This is a genomic window from Mesorhizobium ciceri biovar biserrulae WSM1271 (genome assembly GCF_000185905.1).
Classification (GTDB): Bacteria; Pseudomonadota; Alphaproteobacteria; order Rhizobiales; family Rhizobiaceae; genus Mesorhizobium; species Mesorhizobium ciceri.
This window is the reverse complement of sequence record NC_014923.1, coordinates 1,035,507-1,060,038: the sequence shown is the minus strand read 5'-3', so window position 1 is coordinate 1,060,038 and position 24,532 is coordinate 1,035,507. Positions and strand designations below refer to the sequence as shown.

At 63.4% G+C, this 24,532-nt stretch carries 22 protein-coding genes and 1 pseudogene; 3 read left to right on the top strand and 20 right to left on the bottom strand.

What is annotated here, in order from left to right; genetic code table 11:
• Positions 1-2: 2 nt before the first annotated feature.
• The 7 genes from leuC to rplS form a co-directional block, all read right to left on the bottom strand.
• Positions 3-1,412, bottom strand: coding sequence for a 3-isopropylmalate dehydratase large subunit (gene leuC, locus MESCI_RS05025; RefSeq protein ID WP_013528868.1), 1,410 nt, complete (start codon positions 1,410-1,412; stop codon positions 3-5).
• Between the two features lie 386 nt (positions 1,413-1,798).
• On the bottom strand, positions 1,799-2,434 hold the full coding sequence (locus MESCI_RS05020; RefSeq protein ID WP_013528866.1) for a class I SAM-dependent DNA methyltransferase: 636 nt from the start codon (positions 2,432-2,434) through the stop codon (positions 1,799-1,801).
• 55 nt (positions 2,435-2,489) lie between these two features.
• Positions 2,490-3,299 (bottom strand): amino acid ABC transporter permease, encoded by an 810-nt coding sequence (locus MESCI_RS05015; RefSeq protein ID WP_013528865.1) that lies wholly within the window; start codon positions 3,297-3,299, stop codon positions 2,490-2,492.
• 201 nt (positions 3,300-3,500) lie between these two features.
• Positions 3,501-4,298: a transporter substrate-binding domain-containing protein gene (locus MESCI_RS05010; RefSeq protein WP_013528864.1), complete on the bottom strand. Its 798-nt coding sequence runs from the start codon at positions 4,296-4,298 to the stop codon at positions 3,501-3,503.
• 178 nt (positions 4,299-4,476) lie between these two features.
• Entirely contained in the window at positions 4,477-4,986 is a 510-nt protein-coding gene (locus tag MESCI_RS05005) for a MarR family winged helix-turn-helix transcriptional regulator (RefSeq protein ID WP_013528863.1), read from the bottom strand.
• A complete protein-coding gene (locus MESCI_RS05000) occupies positions 4,983-5,396 on the bottom strand; it encodes an organic hydroperoxide resistance protein (RefSeq protein ID WP_013528862.1) in 414 nt (137 codons plus the stop codon). The genes MESCI_RS05005 and MESCI_RS05000 overlap by 4 nt, the downstream gene beginning before the upstream one ends.
• Before the next feature lie 153 nt (positions 5,397-5,549).
• Positions 5,550-6,101: a 50S ribosomal protein L19 gene (rplS, locus tag MESCI_RS04995; RefSeq protein ID WP_013528861.1), complete on the bottom strand. Its 552-nt coding sequence runs from the start codon at positions 6,099-6,101 to the stop codon at positions 5,550-5,552.
• Positions 6,102-6,430: 329 nt separating this feature from the next.
• Between rplS and MESCI_RS04990 the strand changes: the two genes are divergently transcribed.
• Positions 6,431-7,183, top strand: coding sequence for a sulfite exporter TauE/SafE family protein (locus MESCI_RS04990; protein WP_013528860.1), 753 nt, complete (start codon positions 6,431-6,433; stop codon positions 7,181-7,183).
• On the opposite strand, the gene trmD is transcribed toward MESCI_RS04990, so the two are convergent.
• On the bottom strand, positions 7,165-7,866 hold the full coding sequence (gene trmD / locus MESCI_RS04985; RefSeq protein WP_013528859.1) for a tRNA (guanosine(37)-N1)-methyltransferase TrmD: 702 nt from the start codon (positions 7,864-7,866) through the stop codon (positions 7,165-7,167). The two genes, MESCI_RS04990 and trmD, sit on opposite strands and share 19 nt — an antisense overlap.
• A complete protein-coding gene (rimM, locus tag MESCI_RS04980) occupies positions 7,863-8,462 on the bottom strand; it encodes a ribosome maturation factor RimM (RefSeq protein WP_013528858.1) in 600 nt (199 codons plus the stop codon). The genes trmD and rimM overlap by 4 nt, the downstream gene beginning before the upstream one ends.
• A 97-nt stretch (positions 8,463-8,559) precedes the next feature.
• Here rimM and MESCI_RS04975 point away from each other — a divergent pair, with 97 nt between their 5' ends.
• Together MESCI_RS04975 and MESCI_RS04970 are read left to right on the top strand one after the other, a co-directional pair.
• Positions 8,560-9,498: a tyrosine recombinase XerC gene (locus MESCI_RS04975; RefSeq protein ID WP_013528857.1), complete on the top strand. Its 939-nt coding sequence runs from the start codon at positions 8,560-8,562 to the stop codon at positions 9,496-9,498.
• Positions 9,499-9,728: 230 nt separating this feature from the next.
• Positions 9,729-10,799: a TraB/GumN family protein gene (locus MESCI_RS04970; protein WP_013528856.1), complete on the top strand. Its 1,071-nt coding sequence runs from the start codon at positions 9,729-9,731 to the stop codon at positions 10,797-10,799.
• A 10-nt stretch (positions 10,800-10,809) separates the two neighbouring features.
• Here MESCI_RS04970 and MESCI_RS04965 read toward each other — a convergent pair whose 3' ends face one another.
• The 11 genes and pseudogenes from MESCI_RS04965 to zapE form a co-directional block, all read right to left on the bottom strand.
• Entirely contained in the window at positions 10,810-11,403 is a 594-nt protein-coding gene (locus MESCI_RS04965) for a DUF2867 domain-containing protein (RefSeq protein WP_013528855.1), read from the bottom strand.
• 740 nt (positions 11,404-12,143) lie between these two features.
• Positions 12,144-13,559 (bottom strand): annotated as a pseudogene (gene lpdA, locus MESCI_RS04955) (dihydrolipoyl dehydrogenase); the annotation flags it as partial.
• 76 nt (positions 13,560-13,635) lie between these two features.
• Positions 13,636-14,391 (bottom strand): SDR family oxidoreductase, encoded by a 756-nt coding sequence (locus tag MESCI_RS04950; protein ID WP_013528853.1) that lies wholly within the window; start codon positions 14,389-14,391, stop codon positions 13,636-13,638.
• Positions 14,388-14,906, bottom strand: coding sequence for a hypothetical protein (locus MESCI_RS04945; RefSeq protein WP_013528852.1), 519 nt, complete (start codon positions 14,904-14,906; stop codon positions 14,388-14,390). Before MESCI_RS04945 ends, MESCI_RS04950 begins: the two co-directional genes overlap by 4 nt.
• A 59-nt stretch (positions 14,907-14,965) precedes the next feature.
• Complete coding sequence (odhB, locus tag MESCI_RS04940; RefSeq protein ID WP_013528851.1) at positions 14,966-16,240, bottom strand: 2-oxoglutarate dehydrogenase complex dihydrolipoyllysine-residue succinyltransferase; 1,275 nt, start codon at positions 16,238-16,240, stop codon at positions 14,966-14,968.
• Between the two features lie 47 nt (positions 16,241-16,287).
• Positions 16,288-19,275 (bottom strand): 2-oxoglutarate dehydrogenase E1 component, encoded by a 2,988-nt coding sequence (locus tag MESCI_RS04935; protein WP_013528850.1) that lies wholly within the window; start codon positions 19,273-19,275, stop codon positions 16,288-16,290.
• Between the two features lie 128 nt (positions 19,276-19,403).
• Positions 19,404-20,306: a succinate--CoA ligase subunit alpha gene (sucD, locus tag MESCI_RS04930; RefSeq protein WP_013528849.1), complete on the bottom strand. Its 903-nt coding sequence runs from the start codon at positions 20,304-20,306 to the stop codon at positions 19,404-19,406.
• Between the two features lie 41 nt (positions 20,307-20,347).
• Positions 20,348-20,719 carry a cupin domain-containing protein gene (locus tag MESCI_RS04925; RefSeq protein ID WP_013528848.1) on the bottom strand — a complete coding sequence of 124 codons (372 nt, stop codon included), beginning with the start codon at positions 20,717-20,719 and terminating at the stop codon, positions 20,348-20,350.
• A 4-nt stretch (positions 20,720-20,723) separates the two neighbouring features.
• On the bottom strand, positions 20,724-21,917 hold the full coding sequence (sucC, locus tag MESCI_RS04920) for an ADP-forming succinate--CoA ligase subunit beta (protein ID WP_013528847.1): 1,194 nt from the start codon (positions 21,915-21,917) through the stop codon (positions 20,724-20,726).
• A gap of 43 nt (positions 21,918-21,960) precedes the next feature.
• Positions 21,961-22,929 (bottom strand): malate dehydrogenase, encoded by a 969-nt coding sequence (mdh, locus tag MESCI_RS04915; protein WP_013528846.1) that lies wholly within the window; start codon positions 22,927-22,929, stop codon positions 21,961-21,963.
• Positions 22,930-23,298: 369 nt separating this feature from the next.
• Positions 23,299-24,498 carry a cell division protein ZapE gene (gene zapE, locus MESCI_RS04910; RefSeq protein ID WP_013528845.1) on the bottom strand — a complete coding sequence of 400 codons (1,200 nt, stop codon included), beginning with the start codon at positions 24,496-24,498 and terminating at the stop codon, positions 23,299-23,301.
• Positions 24,499-24,532: the final 34 nt, after the last annotated feature.

Here is a 24,532-nt window from a genome sequence, read left to right as displayed (position 1 = left end):
GACTACTTCCACTCGCGGATGTCGACGAAGTGGCCGGCGATCGCCGCCGCGGCCGCCATCGCCGGCGACACCAGATGGGTGCGGCCCTTGAAGCCTTGCCGGCCCTCGAAATTGCGGTTCGAAGTCGAGGCGCAGCGTTCATGCGGCTTCAGCCGGTCGTCGTTCATGGCCAGGCACATCGAGCAGCCCGGCTCGCGCCAATCGAAACCGGCGGCGACAAAGATCTTGTCGAGGCCTTCGGCTTCCGCCTGTTCCTTGACCAGGCCGGAGCCCGGCACGATCATCGCATCGACATGCGGGCTGACCGTCTTGCCTTCGACCACCTTGGCGACGGCGCGCAGATCCTCGATGCGGCCATTGGTGCAGGAACCGATGAAGACGCGGTCGAGCGTGATGTCGGTGATCCTGGTGCCCGGCGTCAGACCCATATAGTCGAGCGCGCGCTGCTTGGAGGTGCGCTTGTTCTCATCGGTGATGTCGTCCGGGTTCGGCACGATGCCTTGCACCGACACGACGTCCTCGGGCGAGGAGCCCCAGGAGACGATCGGCGGCAGCTTGGCCGCGTCGAGCACGATCACCTTGTCGAAATGCGCGCCCTCGTCGGACTGTAGCGTCTTCCAGTATTCGAGTGCCGCATCCCAGGCCGCGCCCTTCGGCGCGCGCGGCTTGTCCTTGACATAGGCGAAGGTCGTCTCGTCCGCGGCGATCAGGCCGGCGCGCGCGCCGCCTTCGATCGACATGTTGCAGATCGTCATGCGGCCCTCCATCGACAGCGCACGGATCGCCTCGCCGGCATATTCGATGACATAGCCGGTGCCACCGGCAGTGCCGATCTCGCCGATGATGGCCAGGATGATGTCCTTGGCGGTGACACCTTCCGGCAATTGGCCGTCGACACGCACCAGCATGTTCTTGGCCTTGCGCTGGATCAGCGTCTGCGTCGCCAGAACATGCTCGACCTCGGATGTGCCGATGCCATGCGCCAGCGCGCCGAAAGCGCCGTGCGTCGAGGTGTGGCTGTCGCCGCAGACGATGGTCATGCCGGGCAGTGTAAAGCCCTGCTCCGGACCGATGATGTGGACGATGCCCTGGCGGATATCGTTCTCGGAATAATATTCGACGCCGAAATCCTTGGCGTTCTTGGCCAGCGCCTCGACCTGGATGCGGCTTTCCTCGTTCTTGATGCCGAACTTGCGCTCGGGCGAAGTCGAGACATTGTGATCGACCACGGCCAGCGTCTTTTCCGGATGCCGGACTTTACGGCCGGTCATGCGCAGGCCTTCGAAGGCCTGCGGACTGGTCACTTCATGGACCAGGTGGCGGTCGATGTAGAGCAGGCAGGTGCCGTCTTCCTGGCGATCGACGACATGGTCGTCGAAAATCTTGTCGTAGAGGGTGCGCGGTGCGCTCATGTGCGTAAATCCGTCGATATGAGAATGGGAAAGAGCAGGTGCCGGACCTCCGGCCCGGCGAAACGACCCCGATGGGTCGGCCTAGGGTAGTCGGCTGGTCAGCGCCCCGGACACGCGCGCGGAGAAGCGCGACGGCAGGCGTTTTCTGTCCTGCAGCACGAACCCCTTGTAGGCCGGATCGCCAAAAAGCTCTTCCATGGCGTGGCTCATATCAATGTTTTGGGTTTTCGGCAATTGGAAGCTGCCTTCGCAGAACTCGGGTTCCTCGTCCTCACTTCCACACCTTCAGGGGGAGAGGAAGGGAGCCGACCTTACTTAAGCTAGCGCCTTCCTCTACCCCGTCGATCGGGGGAGAGGAAGGAAGCCAAGATCGGAGAACGCGCCGCTCAGATCACTTCAAACACAAACGTCTTCACCAGCGCATCCGGCTCGGCGATCGCATAGCAGCGGAACCACGGGCTTTCCTCGACCGGCCGCCATTTCCCAGTCTGCTCCAACTCATCGAACACCGCCTGGAAGCCGCCGCTCTCGAACACCCGGTCGCGCACGGTGAAGATCGCATGGCCGCCCTTGCGGGTGATGCGCACCAGTTCGTGCAGGCCTGTCGCCGGCGCATGGCTGATGGTGAACACGCCTGTCGAGAAGAAGGCGCGGAAAAACCCGTCCGGCCACGGCAGCGGACCGCCCAGCATTGCCTGCTTCAGTTCGCTGTAGGCATTGCGGCTGCCGGCGATCTTCAGCATATCGTCCGAGAGGTCGAGCCCCGCAATGTCGCGGTAGCCGAGCGCATTCAGCGACGGTCCCGACAGGCCGGTGCCGCAGCCGGCATCGAGCAAGGGGCCATCGCCCGCCGGCACATGGCGCGCCACCCAGGCGGTGATCAGGAAAGGCAGGAGGTAGCCGAGCGAGGCGGTCTCGCTGTCATAGGTCGCGGCCCATGCGGCATAGGCCTCTTCAAGCGCTTCCGGCGTGTCGGCCGTATAGACGGAATCCAGCGCCGCATTGGCTTTGTCGACGATCATGGGGACCTCCTCAACGGGAATGCTCGGGGATCGTAGCGCTGCCTTGGCCGAAAGACTATTCCTCGTGCTGGCGGCGCAGCCGCCGTTCCAGCGCCCTGAGCGCCAGCGACAGGCCGACGGTCAGGATGAGGTAGATGTAGGCTGTTATCGAATAGGTCTCGAAGAAGCGAAAGGAGCCGGCGGCGTAGACCTTGCCCATCTGCGTGATGTCGGCAACGCCGAGCACCGAGACCAGCGAGGAATCCTTGACCAGGGCGACGAAATCATTGCCGAGGGGCGGCAGGATGGTGCGGATCGCCTGTGGAAACACGATCAGCCGGAAGCGCTGCGCGCGGGTCAGCCCGAGCGCCTTCGCCGCTTCGATCTGGCCCTTCTCCACCGCCTGGATGCCGGCCCGGAAAACCTCCGAGATGAAAGCCGAATAGCCGATGGTCAGCGCCATGATGGCGCGCCACAACAGCGACACGTCGCGCACCAAAAGCTCGCCGAACAGGCCGGCGCTTTGCAGCGGCGCGGTCAGCGCGTTCCAGGCCGCGACGAAGGCCGGCGCGCCGGCAAAGGCGATCCAGAACAACAGCACCAGGATCGGCACGCCGCGGATGATCTCGACATAGAAGCGCGCGATCTGGCGCAGCCAGCGCGAACCCGACATTCCCATCAGCGCAATGCCGAGACCGATGGCCGACGCCAGCACGAAGGCGACCACGGTGACGAAGATGGTGACGCCGATGCCCTTGGCGACCGTGGCGAACACCTGGGCATAGAGATTGCTGGTGGCGACGAAGACGGCCACCGCGATCGCGAGAGTTACGGCCACGACAAGCCACCAGGGGAAGTCGGCTTTGGAGGAAGAGGCGGGAGGCATCAAAAGGATTGCGCCAAGGCACCCCCCTTTGGCCTGCCGGCAATCTCCCCCTCAAGGGGGGAGATTGGCAGCTTCGTCGACGGCACTCTTTTTACAACTTTGGTGATTGGCGAAAGCGGAAAAAACGGCCAATCTCCCCCCTTGAGGGGGAGATGCCCGGCAGGGCAGAGGGGGGCGTTCAAGCGCGAAGTCAGTGCGAAATCACTGCCCCATCTTGTAATCAAGAAACCACTTCTTGTTCAGCGCATCGAACGTCCCGTCCGCCTTCAACGCCGCAATCGCCGCATTGACCGGCTTCACCAGGTCGGAACCCTTCGGGAAGATGAAGCCGAAATCCTCGGTGCCGAGCGGCCCGCCGATCAGCTTCAGTTTGCCCTCGGAGGCGTCGACATAGCCCTTGCCGGCGGTGCCGTCGGTCAAGACGACGTCAACGTCGCCGGATTTCAGAGCCTGCACCGTGGCGCCGAAGGTCTCGAACAGCTTGATGCGCGGGTTCTGCTCATTGCCGTCGAGCACGCTGTAGACGGCGGTGTAGAAGGGCGTGGTACCGGCCTGCGCGCCGATCAGCCCATCCTTGAAGGCGCCGAAGGTCTTGGCGTCGGTGAAACGGCTTTCATCGCCGCGCACCAGCATGAACTGTTCCGAGCGCATATAGGGGTCGGAGAAATCGACCTTCTCCTTGCGGTCGTCCTTGATGGTGATGCCGGTCATGCCGATGTTGTACTGGTTGTCGGAAACCGCCTGGATCATCGCGTCCCAGGATGTGTTCTGGTACTCGACGGCGAAATTCAGCCGCTTGGCGATCTCGTTCATCGCATCATATTCCCAGCCGATCTGCTTGCCGGTCTTGGCATCGATGAACTGCAGCGGCGGATAGGCGTTTTCGGTCACAACCACCACCTTTTTGCCGCCGAGGTCGGGCAGCGCCTGCGCAAAGGCGGCAACGGGTACCAGGACGAGGGCAAGCAGGCCTGCCAGCAGCAGTTTCGATTTGGTCATGACACACTCCCCGGAAATTGACGGACCCGGGCACGGCCGGGCTTGCAGGAAAATCCGGCGCCGACTTTAGCTTTCCGCAAGCGTCATGCAAGACGGTCCGCTGCGTCAGCGCGCGCTAAAAAGGGATTCCGATGCCTTCATTTCCGGGATTCAGGAATGAACGGTGTCGCGGCAGCGATCAGCTCCGCTTCACGATGCCGGCATCCGCCTTGCGCAAGCCGGAGACGAACCGCGTCAGCGTGCGGTGCAGGGATTTCAACTCGTCGGCATCCAGCGGCAGGTTGCAAAGCATCGCCGCCGGCACGCTTTTGGCCTGCTCACGCAACGCTTGTCCCTTCGCTGTCGGCTCGACCAGAACCCGGCGCTCGTCGGCGGGGTCGCGCCGGCGTGTGACCAGGCCACCGGCCTCCAGCCGCTTGAGCAGCGGCGTCAGCGTCGCCGAATCCAGCCCGAGCGCTTCGCCAAGCTCGCCGACCGTGCTTGGAGCCCGTTCCCAGAGCGCCAACATGGCCAGATATTGCGGATAGGTCAGGCCGAGCGGATCGAGCAGCGGGCGGTAGAGCTTCGTCATCAGCCCGCTTGCCGAATAGAGCGCGAAGCAGAGCTGTTGGTCGAGCCGCGGAACGTGAAACGTCCCGGTGGCCTCCGCCGGGACGTCCCTGGTGCTCTTTGTCGTCTTTTCCGTCATGCCGCCTTTACCGAAAGCGCTACGTCGACATTGCCCCTGATGGCGTTGGAATAGGGGCAGATCTTGTGCGCCTCCGATACAAGCGCTTCCGCCGCCGCCTGATCAAGGCCTTTCGTTTCCGCCGCGAGCGCGACGCCGAGCTTAAAGCCTTCGCCATCGGGAAGCAGGCTGACGGTGGAGGTTACCCCGGCATCCGTCAGCGACAGCTTCTGTTTGCGCGCGACAAAGCGGATGGCGCTTTCGAAGCAGGCGGCATAGCCGATAGCGAACAGTTGCTCGGGATTGGTGGCGCCCCCCGGCCCGCCGAGTTCCTTGGGCATTGCCAGATCGACCTTGAGCAGACCGTCGCTGGTCTCGCCATGGCCGGCGCGGCCGCCGGTGACGTGAGCCTGTGTGGTGTAGAGTGCCATATCAAATCTCCAATTATTTGTGCACGATTATTTAGTGCACAAGGTAATGCGCCGTCAACAGCCGGATCCTGTGTCTGGCGCTGAAAGCGTTCACAGTCTGGTGAAACGAAAAAAGGCGGCCGAAGCCGCCTTTTTGAATGAGTTCCGAAAATCTTATTCGGCAGGGGTCGCTTCTGCGGCGGCCTTGGCTGCTGCTTCGGCCTCGGCGGCGGCCTTCTTCTCGGCGGCGTCCTGGGCGGCCTTCTCGACGGCCAGGGCCTCGGCTGCTGCCACCTTCTCGGCCTCGATGCGGGCCTTCTCGGCGTTCAGCGCATCGCGCTCCTCATCGTTCAGCTTGCGGGCGCGCACGCCGGTGTTTTCAGAAATACGGGCCGATTTGCCGCGACGATCGCGCAGGTAGTAGAGCTTGGCGCGACGCACCTTGCCGCGGCGAACGATCTCGACGCCTTCAACCATCGGCGAGTAGACCGGGAACACGCGCTCGACACCTTCGCCGTAGGAAATCTTGCGAACCGTGAAGTTCTCCTGGAAGCCGGCGCCGGCGCGGGCGATGACGACGCCCTCATAGGCCTGGACGCGGGTGCGGGTGCCTTCGGTCACGCGGACCTGGACGCGCACGGTGTCGCCAGGCTGGAATTCGGGAAGCTTGCGCTTGGCTTCGATCTTGGCGGCCTGTTCGGCCTCGAGCTGACGGAGAATATCCATCTCAAAAGTCCACTTCTTGTTCTTCCGACAGTCAGAGCGTCCGACACTCGCCTTGCAGTTCCATTGACCGCTTGGCTATGCCTTTTGTCTCCAAGACATTTGTCTTTGAAACATCAGGCAGGGGCGACTACACCGTCATTGTTGACGGGTCCGGCAGATTCTTTCTGGCCGGTACGGGCGGGCACATACAGCTATTTCGCCGCTTTGTCACGCCTTGGGCGCGCATTTTCTGCTCGCATGGCACCATCGTAATCCTGCCGTGCCGGGTTGCGCCGGTCGTTCAGGCTTTCTAAAGCCTGAAATAACACAGCTTTGAGCGGCCGCAATTCATGTCTGTCTTCGATGCCATCCTGCTGTTTCTAGCGGGCTTTCTGTCAGGCGCCGCCAATGCGGTCGCCGGTGGCGGCACCTTCATCACCTTCGGCGCCATGACGTTGGTCGGCCTGCCGCCGATTGTTGCCAACGCCACCTCCTCGGTGACGCAATTTCCAGGCTACATCACTTCGACCCTCGCCTACTCGGCCGATATCAGGCATTTCTGGCGCAGCGCGCTGCGGCTGTGCCTGATATCGGCCGTCGGCGCACTGGCCGGCGCGCTGATCCTTTTGGCGCTCGACAATCCGTCGTTTCGCGCTCTGGTGCCGTGGCTGCTGCTAGCCGCGACGGCCCTGTTCGCCGCCGGCCCCTGGCTGAAACCAGTGCCGAAGCCCGGCCATGAAGCGGCGGTGGGCTCGCTCGCCGGCTCGCTCGCGCAGTTTCTCACCGCCATCTATGGCGGCTTCTTCGGCGCCGGCATGGGCGTGATGATGCTGGCGACGCTCGGCCTGACGCAAGCCGGCGACTATCACCGGCTGAACGCGTTGAAGAACATGCTGGCCATGGTCATCGCCGCTGTCGCGATCGTCGTCTTCGTCTCGGGCGGCGTCGTCGCCTGGCCGCAGGCGATCATCATGATCCCGGGCGGCGCGCTCGGCGGCTATGCCGGCGTCTGGATCGCCAAGCGGGTGCCGCAAAACGCGGTGCGCGGCTTCGTCGTCGCCGTCGGCCTGTTTTTGGCCTTCTATTATTTTGCCAAGGGCTGAGCAGCGGCAAGCAGGTCCGGACGCCTCTCGGCTGTCAGTCTTTCTGACTCCGCCCGCCGCCAGGCGGCGATCTTCTTGTGATTGCCGGAAATCAGGACCTCGGGAATGTCACGGCCTTCGAACTCCTGCGGCCGCGTATAGTGCGGATGTTCGAGCAGGCCGTTTTCAAAACTCTCTTCCTCGCCCGACATCGCGTTGCCCATGACCCCGGGCAGCAGCCGCACCACCGCGTCGAGCAGCACAAGGGCGGCCGGCTCACCACCCGAGAGAATGAAATCGCCGATCGAGACTTCCTCCAATCCCCGCGCGTCGATCACCCGCTGGTCGACGCCTTCGAAGCGGCCGCACAGGATGACGGCGCCCGGCCCAGCGGCCAGCTCGCGCACACGCGCCTGGGTCAGCGGCTTGCCGCGCGGGCTCATCAGCAGCCGGGGCCGCGCATCGCCTTCCGGCGAAGCATGGTCGATGGCTTTCGCCAGCACGTCGGCGCGCATCACCATGCCGGCGCCGCCGCCGGCGGGCGTGTCGTCGACGGTGCGGTGGCGGTCGGTGGCGAAGTCGCGGATCTGGATCGTCTCCAGCGACCACGTCCCGGCCTCGAGCGCCCGGCCGGCCAACGACAGGCCGAGCGCGCCGGGAAACATCTCGGGGTAAAGCGTCAGCACCGAAGCGGAAAAACTCACCGGTTGCCCCCGGCATCGCTCGGTCCGCGCGGCCTGCCCTTCGGATCGAAGTCTTCCTCACGCGGACCACCGCCATCCTCGTCATCGACCAGCCCGGCTGCCGCCGGATCGACACGAACAAAACCCTCGGCGATCGACACTTGCGGTACGGCAGCCTGTGTGAACGGGATCAGCACGCCCTTGCGCCCGCCCAGCGTCACGTCGAGAATGTCGCCGCCGCCGAAATTGTGCACCGCGACCACCTTGCCAAGCACGGCACCCGTGTCGTCGCGGACTTCGAGGCCGACGAGGTCGGCATGGTAGAATTCGTCTTCCTCGCCATCGTCCGGCAGCATCGAACGGTCGACGAACAGCTCCGTGCCGGCCAGCGCCTCGGCCGCATTGCGGTCGGCAATGCCCTTGAAACGGACCACGACGACGGTGTTGGCGGGCCTGATGTCGACGATCTGGAAGGCGCGCCCGTCCCTGGCGTAGAGCGGCCCGTAATCGGCCAGCGCCAGCGGCTCGCCGGTGAAGGTCTTCACCCGCAATTCGCCCTTGATGCCATGGGCGGCGCCGATCACGGCCATCTGGACAGGGTTCTGGAGCTTGCTCATGGCGAAATATCCTTTGGCCTGCTCTAGCCCCACGCGGCTGTCATTTCAATGACGGGCTATTCACCGCTTCCTAACCCGAATATCGGAAAATGCCGCCATGCAGGAATTCCTCATCCCGGCCAAACCCGATCTCCAGGCGGCACGCGAAAGCTGGCTGAAGATGCTGGCGCGAGAACGTCGGCTGTCGCCCGAGACGGTGGAAGCCTATGAGCGCGACACGCGTCAGTTCCTGCATTTCCTCACCGGCCATTGCGGCGGCTCGCCCGGCATTTCGGACATCGCCGATCTGCGCCCGGCGGATTTGCGCGGCTTCCTTGCCGCCCGCCGCAATGGCGGCGCCGGCGCCCGCACGCTGGGCCGGGGTCTCGCCGGCATCCGCTCGCTGCTGCGTTTCCTCGAGCGGCGCGGCCTCGCCAATGCGGCCGGTGCGGCGGCACTGCGCGCGCCGCGCCAGCCCAAATCGCTGCCCAAGCCGCTGACGGCGAGCGATGCCAAGCATATCGTTTCCATCGAAGGCCAACTGGCGGAGGAACCCTGGATCGCAGCCCGCAACGCCGCCGTGCTGACGCTGCTCTACGGCTCTGGCCTGCGCATTTCCGAGGCGCTCGGCCTGGCCGGCGCCGATCTGGCGTCGGCGGCCGACACGGTGCTGCGCGTTGCCGGCAAGGGCGGCAAGACGCGCCTGGTGCCGGTGCTGCCGGTGGCGCTCAGGGCGATCGCCGAATATCGCCGGCTCTGCCCCTACCATCTCGACCCCAAGGGCCTGTTGTTTCGCGGCGCCCGCGGCGGCCCGCTCAACCCGGCCATCGTCCAGCGCGACATGGCCAAGCTGCGCTCGGCGCTCAACCTGCCCGATACCGCGACGCCGCATGCACTGCGCCATTCCTTCGCCACGCATCTGCTCGGCCGCGGCGGTGATTTGCGCACCATCCAGGAACTGCTCGGCCACGCCAGCCTGTCGACGACGCAAATCTACACCGGCGTCGACACCGCGAGGCTGCTCGAGATTTATGAGCAGGCGCATCCCAGGGCGTGAACGCCAGTAACGTTCACCATTTGGCCGAAAGCCTCCTCAACGTCGTCATCCCTGGGCGAAGCAGGAGCGAAGCTCCGTCGCGGAAACCCTGGGATGACGAAGAAATGGGCGTTTCCGCTAATCGTTGAAGCATGAGCCCCATCGACGTCAGTTGAGCGCGATAGCCAGTCCAAGACAATTTCTCAGCACAGGTTAACCGTTTTGCCGCTTTTCAGTCCTAGAAGAGGCTCATGAAACGCGTCATAGCCGTCGCCGACCGTGCTGCTTCCGTCTCGCTGAAGCTGCTCGTCGCGCTCAATGTTCTGTTCTTCCTGTCGTTCCTCGCCGTGCTGCTGTTCGCGGCCGGCAAGGCGCATGCCGAAGTCCCGACCTGCACCGGTGCCGACATGCTGTCGGCCCTGCAGAAGAACGATCCGGCGAGCTACCGCAAGATCGAAGCGGAAGCCGCCGCGACGCCGAACGGCAAGGGCCTGTTATGGAAGCTGGAAAAGCCCGGCGAGAAGCCGTCCTTCCTGTTCGGCACCATGCATATGACCGACCCGCGCGTCACCACGCTGCCTCCCGAAGCGCAGAAAGCCTATGACGCCGCCGGCACCATCATCATCGAAACCACGGACGTGCTCGACAAGCAGAAGATGATGGTCGCGATGCTCAAAGAGCCGGACCTGATGATGTTCACTGATTCGACGACGCTGGCGTCGCTGCTGTCGCCCGACGATGCGGCGGCCATGAACGCCGCGCTCGACGCACGCGGCATTCCTCCGGCAACGGTTGCCAAGATGAAGCCGTGGATGCTCTCGGCCATGATGGCACTGCCGGCCTGCGAGCTGGCCCGCCAGTCAGGCGGCGCCCCGGTGCTCGATGTCAGACTGGCGCAAGGTGCGAAGGCTTCCGGCAAGCCGGTGGAAGGATTGGAGACGGCTGAAGGCCAACTGCGCGCCATGGCCTCGCTGCCGCTGGCGTTTCACATGAAGGGCCTCGTCGACACGCTGAAGCTCGGCGACAAGGTCAACGACATCAACGAAACCATGATCGTGCTCTACCAGCGTGGCGACACCGGCATGTTCTGGCCGCTGTTTCGTGCGGCCATGCCAGACCAACAGGACGACCCCGCGGGCTATGCGGCGTTCGAGGAAACCATGATCACCAGCCGCAACAAGGTGATGGTCGAGCATGCCGAACCGATCCTTGCCAAAGGCAATGTCTTCATGGCGGTCGGCGCCCTCCACCTCCCCGGCCCCGAAGGCCTGGTCGAGGATTTCCGCAAGGCCGGTTACACCGTCACGCCTGTCGGACTTTAGTGACTTCAGCTTACTTCGCCAGGATCTGGGCCAGCATCGCCGGAACGACCATCCGGTGAAACGGCATGATGATCGCGAGATAGGCGCGCCCGAGCCAATTGTGCGTCTCGACGATCGTCGTCGCGGCCACCTCTTGCCGGCCGCTGCCAAGATCCCTGACTTCGACCAGAACACGGAAATCGAGATGCCGGTCGTCGAGGCCAAGCACAACCTTGCCGGGAAACTGGCTGATGAGCGGAAATATCCCGATCCGGCCCGACGGCAACACCGCAGTTTCCAGGCCCGTCTTCAGCCGGAACGGCCTGACGGCAAGATTGCGCAGCGCCATGAGCCTGCCGACCCAGGGCGGCGTTCGCCCCAGAGCGCGTTCGGCCGCGCCGAATGCGGTTAAGGAAAGGCCTTCAGTGACCAGCACATAGCGGTCTGCGAACTGGGCTCTGGCGAGAGCATCGCAGTGATTCGGGACAAGCTGAGCTGACGGATTCGTCACGGCAAAACCCTCTGATTCGACCTTAACAGACGCAAACTTGGCGCGCTGCGTGGCGAAACGACGCCACTCCGGCTGCGGAAGGGCAGGATTGTCCTTGTTTTTGGCGTTTTCCAACCCTAGCGTGAAACCAGTTCAATGATTGCGCGTTGTATGGTGTTGATTGATATTTTTCATCCACGGAGGACACTTTTATGGCGAACACACCGAATCCAAACGACCCGTTCAATTCGTCCACCAACGCACCAAGGCCAAGTGGCGGCGGCGGTGGTAGCGGTTGGCTGATTGCACTGGTCGTCGTTATTCTGGCGGTTGTCGCGTATTATGTTTTCGGAAGAAGTGGTGAGCACCCGGCACCCGCCGAGCCGCCGGCGGCCAGCACACCGGCCCCAGCGCCTGCACCGGCGGAACCGATGAAGCCGGCTGAACCTGCGCCCGCGCCTGCTCCGGCACCTGCAGAACCGGCGCCTGCCCCGGCACCCGCGCCCGCACCGGCTCCTGCGCCGGCACCAGCCCCTGCGCCGGCACCTGCACCGGCCCAGTGATTGGCTCGATATCAGTTACGAACGGCCCGCTGAAAAGCGGGCCGTTTTGTTTTGTAGGGGCCGCCAGAAAGGCCTTTCCAGAAACTCGCTCCGGTGAGTCAGCTGGTGTGGTTTTCGAGAACCGGAGCGCAGCGGACATTTGGGTCCGTGAGCAGCGCATGACCCCGAAGATCAGTCCGATTTTCGGAGAGGATCATGCGCCAATCAAAAAGGGTCACAGCATCCTTTGAGCGTCCAGGAGGGACGCGCGGCGCTGTGAAAGCGGAGAAAACCTCGCCAGATGGCCGACGGAGTAGAGTTTATGAAAGGGCTTTAGATGTGGATCGGCTTGAAGAACGTCGCCAGCGCCGCCTCCTTGATCGCCTCCGACATCGTCGGATGCGCATGGCAGGTGCGGGCGAGATCCTCCGACGAACCGCCGAACTCCATCAGCACCGCCGCCTCGTGGATCATCTCGCCGGCGCCGAAGCCGACGATATGGACGCCGAGCACGCGGTCGCTTTGCTTGTCGGCGAGGATCTTCACAAAACCGTCCGTGTGCAGCATGGCGCGCGCCCGGCCATTGGCGCTGAACGGGAATTTTCCGACCTTGTAGTCGATGCCGGCCTTCTTCAACTCTTCCTCGGTCTTGCCGACCGAGGCGATTTCCGGGCTGGTGTAGACGACGCTCGGAATGACGTCATAGTTCACGTGGCCGGCCTGGCCGGCAATGGTTTCCGCTACCGCCACGCCCTCGTCCTCGGCCTTGTGCGCCAGCATCGGCCCGGCGATGACATCGCCGATGGCATAGATGCCCGGGACATTGGTCTTGAGATGGCCATCGGTCTTGACCCGGCCGCGCTCGTCGACCTCGACGCCGGCTTCCCCGAGCCCGAGACTGTCGGCATAGGCGCGGCGGCCGGTGGCGATCAGCACGGCATCGGCCTCGATGGTCTCGGCGGCGCCGCCCTTGACCGGCTCGAAGGTGACGGTCGCACCCTTCTTGGCCTTGGCGACGCCGGTGACCTTGGCGCTGAGCTTGAACTCGAAGCCCTGTTTGCCCAGCAACCGCTGGAATTGCTTGGAGACCTCGCCGTCCATGCCGCCCAGGATGGTGTCGAGGAATTCGACCACGGTGACCTTGGCGCCGAGCCGCGCCCACACCGAGCCGAGCTCGAGCCCGATGACACCGCCGCCGACCACCACCAGATGGCCGGGAACCTTATCCAGCGACAGCGCGCCGGTCGACGACACGATCATCTTCTCGTCGATGTCGACCTTGACGCCGGGAATGCCGGCGACATCCGAGCCGGTGGCGATGACGATGTTCTTCGTCTCGATCTCCTCGACCTTGCCGTCCTCGGAGGTGACCGACACTTTACCGGCGGCGAGCACCTTGCCGGTGCCGCGGAAACTATCGATCTTGTTCTTCTTGAACAGGAAGGCGACGCCGTTGACGTTCGACGACACCGTCGCATCCTTGTGCGCCATCATCTTCTTCAGGTTCAATTTCGGCGCCGATATCTCGACGCCGAGCGTGTCGAAGGAGTGGCCGGCCTCGGCGAACATCTCGGAGGCATGGAGCAGCGCCTTGGACGGGATGCAGCCGATGTTCAGGCAAGTGCCGCCGAAGGTCGCGTTCTTCTCGACCACCGCAACCCTGAGCCCGAGCTGCGCCGCCTTGATGGCGCAGACATAGCCGCCGGGTCCCGATCCGATGATAACGACGTCATAAGCCATGATACTGTCCTTCTGTTTTGAGCATGATGCCGAAAAGTGTGACGCGGTTTTCGGATAACATCATGCTCGATCTGCTTGAGAGCGCTCAGCGGCCGCCGCTTACATTCAGGATCGCGCCCGTCGTATAGGACGCGGCGTCGGAGAGAAGATAGAGAACCGCGCCCGCGACTTCATCCACTGTACCGGCTCTTTTCATCGGCAGCAGATCGCGGAACCGCTCCACCCGGTCCGGCTGCCCGCCGGAGGCGTGGATGTCCGTGTCGATGATGCCCGGCCGCACCGCATTGACGCGGATGCCTTCTAGCGCCACCTCACGGGCGAGCCCGACGGTGAAGGTGTCGATGGCGCCCTTGGAGGCGGCATAATCGACATATTCGCCCGGCGAGCCCAATGTCGCCGCGGCCGACGAGATGTTGACGATGGATCCGCCCGACCCGCCATGACGGGTCGACATGCGCTTCACCGCCTCGCGGGCGCAGAGGAACGAGCCGACGACATTGATGCGCATCATGCGCTCCAGCCGCGAAACATCCATCTCGTCGACGCGCGCCTTGACGTCGACGATGCCGGCATTGTTGACGAAGGCATCGAGCCGTCCATAGGCGCGGTCGACGGCCTCGAACATGGCCACGATATCGGACTCCTTGCCGACATCGCCCTTGACCGCGAAAGCCTCTCCGCCGGCGGCCTCGATCTCGGCGACCAGCGCCTTGGCGGCCTCCTGGTTCGAAGCGTAGTTGACCGCGACCCGGTAGCCGGCCTTCGATCCGAGCCGGCAGATCGCGGCGCCGATGCCGCGGCTGCCGCCGGTGACCAGCAGCACCTTTTGCGTCCCGCTCATTCCTGGCATCCCTTCAAGGCAAACACATCCCACGGCACTTTCGAAAATCCGCTGCCGCCATAGGCGCTGGATTGGCGCAACGCCGGCCCGAGGTCCGGCAGGATCAGCGTCTTCGGCGCTTCGACGCCTTCAGCCGGCAGCAGTCCGATGTTGCCCTTTTCATCCGCCGTGTAGATGACGCCGTGCCAGGGCGTGCAGGCGGCAAGCTCCTCGCCGGTGACGTCGCCCTCGGGGCATTTGTGCATCAGCGCGCCGTTCGGCCGCGATACGCCTTCATTCCACATGACGATGCCGTTGAGCACCACATCATTGTCGAGAATCATGCGGAAGGTGTTGGTGACGGTCGCCGAGGTGCCGGTCGGCGTGAAGTCGATCTCGCTGCCGCTCTGGGCGTCGCCATAGACAGCGAGTTCTATCGGGCAGGCGGCATGGGCGCCGGCAGCGGCCAGCACCATGCCGGCCGCGATCGATGCGATCGAAAGCACCTTGGAAAGGCTAAGGGAACGGGTCGTCATTCTGCCGCGCAGATCCCTTCCTCCGGCACACATTCCAACAGCCGGATCAGCACCAGACCTCAGAGATCAAGCACCAGCCGTTCCGGATCCTCCAGGCTTTCCTTGACGCGCACCAGGAACGTCACCGCTTCCTTGCCGTCGACGATGCGATGATCGTAGCTGAGCGCCAGGTACATCATCGGCCGGATGACGATCTGGCCGCCGACCACGACAGGCCGGTCCTGGATCTTGTGCATGCCGAGAATGCCCGACTGCGGCGCGTTGAGGATCGGGGTCGACATCAGCGACCCGTAAACGCCGCCGTTCGAAATCGTAAACGTGCCGCCCTGCATGTCGGCGACCGACAGCTTTCCGTCACGCGCGGCGATACCCAGCCGGCCGATGTCCTTCTCGATCTCGGCGATCGACATCTGGTCGGCATCGCGCACCACCGGCACGACGAGGCCCTTTTCAGTGCCGACGGCGACGCCGATATGGGCATAGTTCTTGAAGATGATATCGGTGCCGTCGATCTCGGCATTGACCGAGGGGATTTCCTTCAACGCGTGCGTGACGGCCTTGGTGAAGAAGCCCATGAAGCCGAGCTTCACGCCGTGCTTCTTCTCGAACACATCCTTGTATTTGGTGCGCAGCGCCATCACCGCTGACATGTCGACCTCGTTGAAGGTGGTCAGCATGGCTGCGGTCGACTGCGCTTCCTTGAGGCGGCGCGCGATGGTCTGGCGCAATTTGGTCATGCGCACGCGCTCCTCGCGCGATGCATCGTCGCCCGAGGACGGCGCCCGCACGGCAACCGGTGCCGGTGCTGCTTTCGGCGTCTCGGCCGGCTGCGACGGCGCGCCCTTGGAGATGGCGTCGAGCACGTCACCTTTCAGCACCTGGCCGCGCTTTCCCGAACCGGAGATCTGGTCGACCGAGAGATTGCTTTCGGCGATCAGTTTCGCCGCGGCCGGTGCCGGTGGCATGGTGCGCGGCTCGACCGGGCCGGCATCGCCGGCGATCTTGGCGGTCTCGGCCGCGGCCTGCTTGCCGGTCGATGCCGCATCCGGCGACGAGGCCTGCGACACCGCTTGCGGCTTCGTGGCGGGAGCCGCGCCGCCTGCCGAAATCGACCCCAGCAGCGCGCCGACACCGACCGTCTCGCCTTCCTTGACGGTGATCTCACCCAGCGTGCCGGCGGCGGCGGCAGGCACCTCCACCGTCACCTTGTCGGTCTCGAGCTCGACCAGCGGTTCATCGGCGGCGATTGTATCGCCAACCTTCTTGAACCATTTGCCGACGGTCGCTTCAGTGACGGATTCGCCGAGAGTGGGAACGCGGATTTCGGTAGCCATTGTGCCTGTCCGTTTTCTTTCGGTTCTGTTGTTCGCCCAGATCTTCTCTATTCACCAAGCGCGTCTTCGAGCAAGGCGGCGAGCTGGGCGAGATGCTTCGACATCAGTCCGGTCGCCGGCGAGGCGGCGGCCGGACGGCCGGTGTAGCGCACCCGCTGATGCTTGGCGTCGATATGCGCCAGCACCCATTCCAGATACGGGTCGATGAACGACCAGGCGCCCATGTTCTTGGGCTCCTCCTGGCACCACACCATCTCGGCATTGCGGAACCGCGACAGTTCGGTGATCAGCGCCTTGGCCGGGAACGGGTAAAGCTGTTCGACGCGCAGCAGATAGATGTCGTTGATGCCGCGCTTCTCGCGCTCCTCATAGAGGTCGTAATAGACCTTGCCCGAACACAGCACGACGCGGCGGATCTTGGAATCCTTGACCAGCTTGATCGCTTGTCCGGAAAGCAGCTGCGCATCGTCCCACAGCAACCGGTGGAACGAGCTTTCGCCCGAAATTTCCGGCAGCGTCGACACCGCCCGCTTGTGGCGCAGCAGCGACTTCGGCGTCATCAGAATCAGCGGCTTGCGGAAGTCGCGCTTCAGCTGCCGGCGCAATATGTGGAAGTAGTTGGCCGGCGTGGTGCAGTTGGCGACTTGCATGTTGTCTTCGGCGCAAAGCTGCAGGAAGCGTTCGAGCCGGGCCGAGGAATGTTCCGGACCCTGGCCTTCATAGCCATGCGGCAACAGGCAGACGAGGCCCGACATTCTGAGCCACTTGCGTTCGCCTGACGAGATGAACTGGTCGAACACCACCTGGGCGCCGTTGGCGAAGTCGCCGAACTGCGCTTCCCACAAGGTCAGCGCCTTGGGCTCGGCCAGGCTATAGCCGTATTCGAAGCCCAGAACCGCCTCTTCCGACAGCATCGAGTTGATGACTTCATAGCCGGCCTGAGCCGCCGACAGATTGTTGAGCGGGATGTAGCGGGTCTCGTCGCGCTGGTCGTAGAGCACGGAATGGCGCTGCGAGAAGGTGCCGCGTTCGGAATCCTGCCCCGACAGGCGGATCGGATTGCCGTCGAGCAGGATGGCGCCGAAGGCCAGCGCCTCGGCCGTCGACCAGTCGATGCCTTCGCCGGACTCGATCGCCTGGCGGCGGTTTTCGAGGAAGCGGATGATCGTCTTGTGCGCCTCGAAGTCCTTCGGCACCTCGGTCAGCTTCCTGCCGATTTCCTTCAGCGTCTTGACCGGCACGGCGGTCTTGCCGCGCCGCTGTTCGTCCTGGTTGTCGGCGGTGCGCAGGCCCGACCAGGCGCCGTCGAGCCAGTCAGCCTTGTTGGGCTTGTAGTGCTGGCCGACTTCCCATTCGGATTCCAGATGCGCCCGCCAGTCGGCTTTCAACTGGTCGAGCTCGGCCTGGGTGAGGTGACCCTCGGCGATCAGCCGGTCGCCATAGATCTGCACAGTCGTCTTGTGGTTGCGGATGTTGCGGTACATGATCGGCTGGGTGAAGGCCGGTTCGTCGCCCTCATTGTGGCCGAAGCGGCGATAGCAGAACATATCGACCACAACAGGCTTGAAAAACTTCATGCGAAACTCGATCGCCACCTTGGTGGCGTGCACCACGGCTTCCGGGTCGTCGCCATTGACGTGGAAGATCGGTGCTTCGATCATCTTGGCGACGTCGGACGGATAGGGCGAGGAGCGCGAAAAGCGCGGGTTGGTGGTGAAACCAATCTGGTTGTTGATGATGAAATGCAGCGTGCCGGCGACGCGGTGGCCGCGCAGGCCGGACAGGCCGAGGATCTCGGCGATCACGCCCTGACCGGCGAAGGCGGCATCGCCATGCAGCAAGAGCGGCAGCACCTTGGCGCGCTCTTCCAGCGGCACGATTTCCTCGCGGCTGCGGCCGAACAGATAATCCTGCTTGGCGCGCGCCTTGCCCATCACCACCGGATCGACGATTTCCAGATGCGAGGGGTTGGCGGTCAAGGACAGATGCACCTTGTTGCCGTCGAATTCGCGGTCCGACGAGGCGCCTAGATGGTACTTGACGTCGCCCGAGCCTTCGACCTCATCGGGTGCCGCAGAGCCGCCCTTGAACTCATGGAAGATGGCGCGGTGGGGCTTGGCCATTACCTGGGAGAGCACGTTCAGCCGGCCGCGATGCGCCATGCCGAGCACGATTTCCTTCATGCCGAGCTGGCCGCCGCGCTTGACGATCTGCTCCAGCGCCGGGATCAGCGCCTCACTGCCATCGAGGCCGAAGCGCTTGGTGCCCTTGTACTTGACGTCGATGAACTGCTCGAAGCCTTCAGCCTCGACCAGCTTCTGCAGGATCGCCTTCTTGCCGGCGGCGGTGAAGGTGATCTCCTTGTCGGCACCCTCGATGCGCGCCTGGATCCAGGCCTTTTCCTCAGGGTCGGAAATATGCATGAACTCGACGCCGAGCGTGGAGCAATAGGTGCGGGTCAGGATTTCCAGCATCTGCCGGATGCTGCCGAATTCAAGCCCCAGCACATTGTCGAGGAAGATCGGCCGGTCGTAATCGGCTTCGGTGAAGCCGTAGTTTTCCGGCGACAGCTCGTTGTAGTCCTCGAGCGGCTTGGCGATGCCGAGCGGATCGAGATTGGCGTGCAGATGGCCGCGCATGCGGTAGGCGCGGATCATCATGATGGCGCGCACCGAATCGCGCGTCGCCTGGTGCACGTCGGCGTCGGAGAGGACGACGCCGTTGGTGACCGCCTTGTCCTTGACCTTCTTTTCGATCGTCTTCTCGACGATGCCCCAATTGCCGTCGAGCGCCGACACCAGTTCGCCATTGGCCTGCAGCGGCCAGGAGGGCTTGGCCCAGGAGGCGCCCTTGGCGTTCCTGCGCACATCGCCGGCATCGTCCTTCAGCCCGGCGAAGAACTCCTGCCATTCGGGATTGACCGAGGCTGGATCGTCCTCATAGGCGGCATAAAGCGCGTCGATGTAATCGGCATTGCCGCCATAGAGGAAAGAGGTGAGAGAAAATTGGTCGTTGGCCTGATCTTGTCTTGCCATTTTTGTCCGCGGAGCCCGGCTCCGTCTCCTGTTTTTGGAGGGGAGTAGGGGAATAAGGGAACAGGGGAGTAGCGCTTTTTGCCGCTGCTATTTTCCCTACTGCCCTACTCCCTTACTCCCCTATTCCCTTACCCTTTGATCGCTTCGACCAAGGTCGTGCCCAGCCTTGCCGGCGACGGCGAAACTTTTATTCCGGCCGATTCCATTGCCGCGATCTTGTCTTCGGCGCCGCCCTTGCCGCCGGAGATGACCGCGCCGGCGTGGCCCATGGTGCGGCCGGCCGGCGCCGTGCGCCCGGCGATGAAGCCGGCCATCGGCTTCTTGCGGCCACGCTTGGCTTCGTCCTTGAGGAACTGCGCGGCGTCTTCCTCGGCCGAACCGCCGATCTCGCCGATCATGATGATCGACTTGGTCTCCTCGTCGGCGAGGAACATCTCGAGCATGTCGATGAACTCGGTGCCTTTGACGGGGTCGCCGCCAATGCCGACGGCGGTGGTCTGGCCGAGGCCGACATTGGTGGTCTGGAACACTGCCTCATAGGTAAGCGTTCCCGACCGCGAAACAACGCCGACCGAGCCCTTGCGGAAGATGTTTCCGGGCATGATGCCGATCTTGCATTCGTTGGGCGTCAGCACGCCCGGGCAGTTCGGGCCGATCAGCCGCGAGGTCGAACGGTCGAGCCTGGCCTTGACCCTGATCATGTCCATCACCGGTATGCCTTCGGTGATGCAGATGATCAGCGGGATCTCGGCCTCGATCGCCTCGAGGATGGCCTCGGCGGCACCCGCCGGCGGCACATAGACGACCGAAGCGTTGGCACCGGTCTTTTCCTTGCCCTCGGCGACGGTGGCGAAGATCGGCAGGCTCTCGCCCTTCGCGCCGGTCCACGTCTCGCCACCCTTCTTGGGATGGATGCCGCCGACCATTTTCGTGCCGTGATAGGCCAGCGCCTGCTCGGTGTGGAACGTGCCGGTCTTGCCGGTCAGGCCCTGCACCAGCACCTTGGTATTCTTGTCGACGAGGATGGACATGGGAGCCCTTTTCTAAAAACCGTTGATCGAGGGAAACATGGTCAGAGCCGCTTCAAGTCGGCGACAGTGAGGTCGCTCTTGGCGTTGCCGGTGTTGAGCGTCGTTGCCGGCTCGAACATCAGCACCACGGGCTCAACGGTGAGCGAGCGCGGCCGGTGCTCGACGCCGCGCGGCACGACGATGAAATCGCCCTCGCCGAGTTCGACCGGGCCGTCGCGGAAATCGATGGCAATACGCCCACGCAGCACGAGGAAGGCTTCGTCCTCATTGTCATGCGCGTGCCAATCGAAGACCTCGCCGAACTTGGCGACCTTCGCCTGGCTGTCGTTGACGTCGCCGGCGATATGCGGATCGAAGACCTTCTTGATCTTTTGATCCGCAGCCTCGACCAGGTTTATCTTATGCGGAGGCACCAGATCAGCCCTTCACCGCCGCCACGATCTTCTTGGCTGCATCGTCGAGATCGTCGGCAGACACCACGTTGAGGCCGCTGTCGTTGATGATCTTCTTGCCGAGCTCGGCATTGGTGCCTTCCAGGCGCACCACCAGCGGCACTTCCAGGCCGACTTCCTTGACCGCGGCAATGACGCCCTCGGCAATGATGTCGCACTTCATGATGCCGCCGAAGATGTTGATCAGGATGCCTTTGACCGCAGGATCCCTGGTGATGATCTTGAACGCTGCCGTCACCTTCTCCTTCGAAGCGCCACCGCCGACATCGAGGAAGTTGGCGGGCTCGGCGCCATAGAGCTTGATGATGTCCATCGTTGCCATGGCGAGGCCGGCGCCGTTGACCATGCAACCGATATTGCCGTCGAGCGCCACATAGGCGAGGTCGTATTTCGACGCCTCGATTTCCTTCTCGTCCTCTTCCGTGGTGTCGCGCAGCTCAAGCACGTCGGGGTGGCGGAACAGCGCGTTGTTGTCGAACGACACTTTCGCGTCGAGCACGCGCAGCCGGCCGTTCTTCATGACGATCAGCGGATTGACCTCGAGCAGGCTCATGTCCTTGTCGACGAAGGCCTTGTAGAGGATCGGGAACAGCGTATCGCCGTCCTTGGCCGCATCGCCGTCGAGCTTGAGCGCGCCGTTGAGCGCCTTCAGGTCGGCCGATGTGACGCCTTTTTCCGGATCGATGGCGACGGTGATGATCTTTTCGGGCGTGTCATGGGCAACCGCTTCGATGTCCATGCCGCCTTCGGTCGAGACGACGAACGCAATGCGGCCGACCGAACGGTCGACCAGGATCGACAGATAGAGCTCGCGTTCGATGTCGGCGCCGTCTTCGATATAGAGGCGGTTGACCTGCTTGCCGGCCGGGCCGGTCTGCTTGGTCACCAGAGTGTTGCCCAGCATCTCGTTGGCGTTGGCGACGACATCGGCCACCGATTTCGCCAGCCGCACGCCGCCCTTGGCGTCCGGGCCGAGCTCGGTGAATTTGCCCTTGCCGCGGCCGCCGGCATGGATCTGGCTCTTCACCACATAGAGCGGGCCCGGCAGCGCCTTGGCGGCGGCTTCCGCTTCGCTCGCCTTGAACACCGGCACGCCTTCGGCCACCGGCGCGCCGAACGACTTCAGCAGTGCCTTGCCCTGATACTCATGGATGTTCATCTGTATGGTCTCCGGATCGACTGGGGGTTCACTTACTGGAGATTCATTTGGAGGCGAGTTGCGGCGCGATCTTGACGCAGGCCTCGGTCAGGCCCTGCACCGTCGCCACGGAGGAGTCGAACATCTTCTGCTCGCTCTTGTTGAGCTCGATCTCGATGATGCGCTCGACGCCGCCGGCGCCGATGACCACGGGAACGCCGACATAGGTATTCTTGACGCCATACTGGCCGGAGAGATACGCCGCGCAGGGCAGCACGCGCTTCTTGTCCTTGAGATAGGCTTCGGCCATCGAGATCGCCGAAGCGGCCGGCGCGTAATAGGCCGAGCCGGTCTTGAGCAGGCCGACGATCTCGGCGCCGCCGTCGCGGGTGCGCTGCACGATCTGGTCGAGCTTCTCCTTCGAGGTCCAGCCCATCTTGATGAGGTCGGGCAGCGGAATGCCCGATACCGTCGAGTAGCGGATCATCGGCACCATGGAATCGCCGTGGCCGCCGAGCACGAAGGCGGTGACGTCCTCGACCGAGACCTTGAATTCCTCGGCCAGGAAATAGCGGAAGCGCGCGCTGTCGAGCACGCCGGCCATGCCGACGACGTGGCTGTTGGGCAGGCCTGAGAATTTCTGCAGCGCCCAGACCATGGCGTCGAGCGGGTTTGTAATGCAGATGACGAAAGCCTTCGGCGCATACTTCTTCAGCCCGGCGCCGACCTGCTCCATGACCTTGAGGTTGATGCCCAAAAGGTCGTCGCGGCTCATGCCGGGCTTGCGCGGCACGCCGGCGGTGACGATGCAGACGTCGGCGCCTTCGATGCCGGCATAGTCGTTGATGCCGGTGAGCCTGGAGTCGAAGCCATCGACCGGCGACGACTGCGCGATATCGAGCCCCTTGCCCTGCGGGATACCTTCGGCAATATCGAACAGCACCACGTCGCCGAGGTCCTTGAGGCCGATCATGTGAGCGAGCGTGCCGCCGATCATGCCAGAGCCGATAAGCGCTATCTTGTTGCGTGCCATGTGAGGATGTTTTCCCTTTGTCGGTGACGACGTCTCAAATCTCTGGTGACTTGATGGTGGCGTCGAAGAAGAGGCCGGAATGCTGCGGGGAACCGCGAATTTTCGCCGCACCCAATAGCCCCGGCACGGAAAAAATTCAAACGATTATTTTGGCGTCAGTGTTTTCAATCGGTTAGATCATTTGGGATTTACGTAAACGTCAGAGTTTGTAAGCCGACTTGGGAGGAAATAACCGACGAAGATGGAAATCGTAAGGCTGGATGCGGGTAATGACGCCCTTGTGATGCGGGTGGCCGAGGAGGTTCGGGTTGTAGACGTTGGCATGACAGAGGGGGGCAAAGGATCGCTACCGACGCATTCCCTGGAAATTCAGGCCTGCGCCTGCTGTGCCTCTGGCGCCGGCTTCCCTTTCTGCCGCTCCGCCCAATCCTCCAGCCAGTCGCGACTTTGCATCTCGATCAGCCGCGATGCGGTGCGCTCGAACTCGAAGACCTCCACGCCGCGCTTGGCGGCATAAAGCGCTTGCGGCGGCGCTTCGGCGCTCACCACCAGCCGCACATGATGGTCGTAGAGCGTGTCGATCAGAAGGATGAAGCGTTTGGCCTCGTTGCGCTTGCCTTCGCCGAGCACCGGGACGTGGTCGATGAAAATGGTTGAGAAGCGCCCGGCGATCGCCAGGAAATCGCGCGCGCCAAGCGGCTTTTCGCAGAGATCGGCGAAGGAGAACCGCGCCGCATCGCCTGCCGCACGCGGCACGATCACCTGCCGCCCTTTGAGGGCAATCGATGTCTCGGCGGTCGGCGCGTTGCGCGTCATGGCTTGCCAGGCCTCGTCGAGTAGCTGGTCCGCCGCCGCATCGGCCGGCGTGACATAGACCGGTGTCCGGGCGAGCTTTTCCAGCCGGTAGTCCTTGTCGGCATCGAGCGCCAGCACCTGTGTGTGCCGCTCCAGTATGCCGATGAAGGGCAGGAAAAGCTGACGGTTCAGCCCGTCGCTGTAGAGGTTTTCCGGCGCCACATTCGAGGTGGCGACCAGCACCACACCGCTGGCAAACAGCGCCGAAAACAACCTGGACAGGATCATCGCGTCGGCGATGTCGGTGACCGAGAACTCGTCGAAGCACAGCACCCAGGCTTGCTCGGCAAGGGCCTTGGCCACCGGCGGGATCGGGTCGTCCTGCTTGACATCGCCGTTCTTGCGCGCCTGCCGGTGCTTCTGGATACGGTCCTGCACGTCCGCCATGAAGTCGTTGAAGTGGACGCGGCGCTTGCGCCGCACCGGCAGCAACTCGAAGAACATATCCATCAGCATGGTCTTGCCGCGACCGACGCCGCCATGGATGTAAAGGCCTTTGACGGCCTCATGCGTCTCGCGCTTGCGGGCGAACAGCCAGCCCAGCGCGCTCGACTTATGCGCCAGCCGCTTGGCCGAGATCTCATCGGTCAGCCGGTCGAGCGCCGCAACGATCCGTTCCTGCGCCGGATCGCGGTCGATCGTACCGGTTTCCACCAGATGCTCGTAGCGCTGCCTGACGGTCGCATGGGTCTGGAGGCCGTCACGCAGATGCATCGGTCACGTCATTTGTTTATGCATGTCGCTGTCC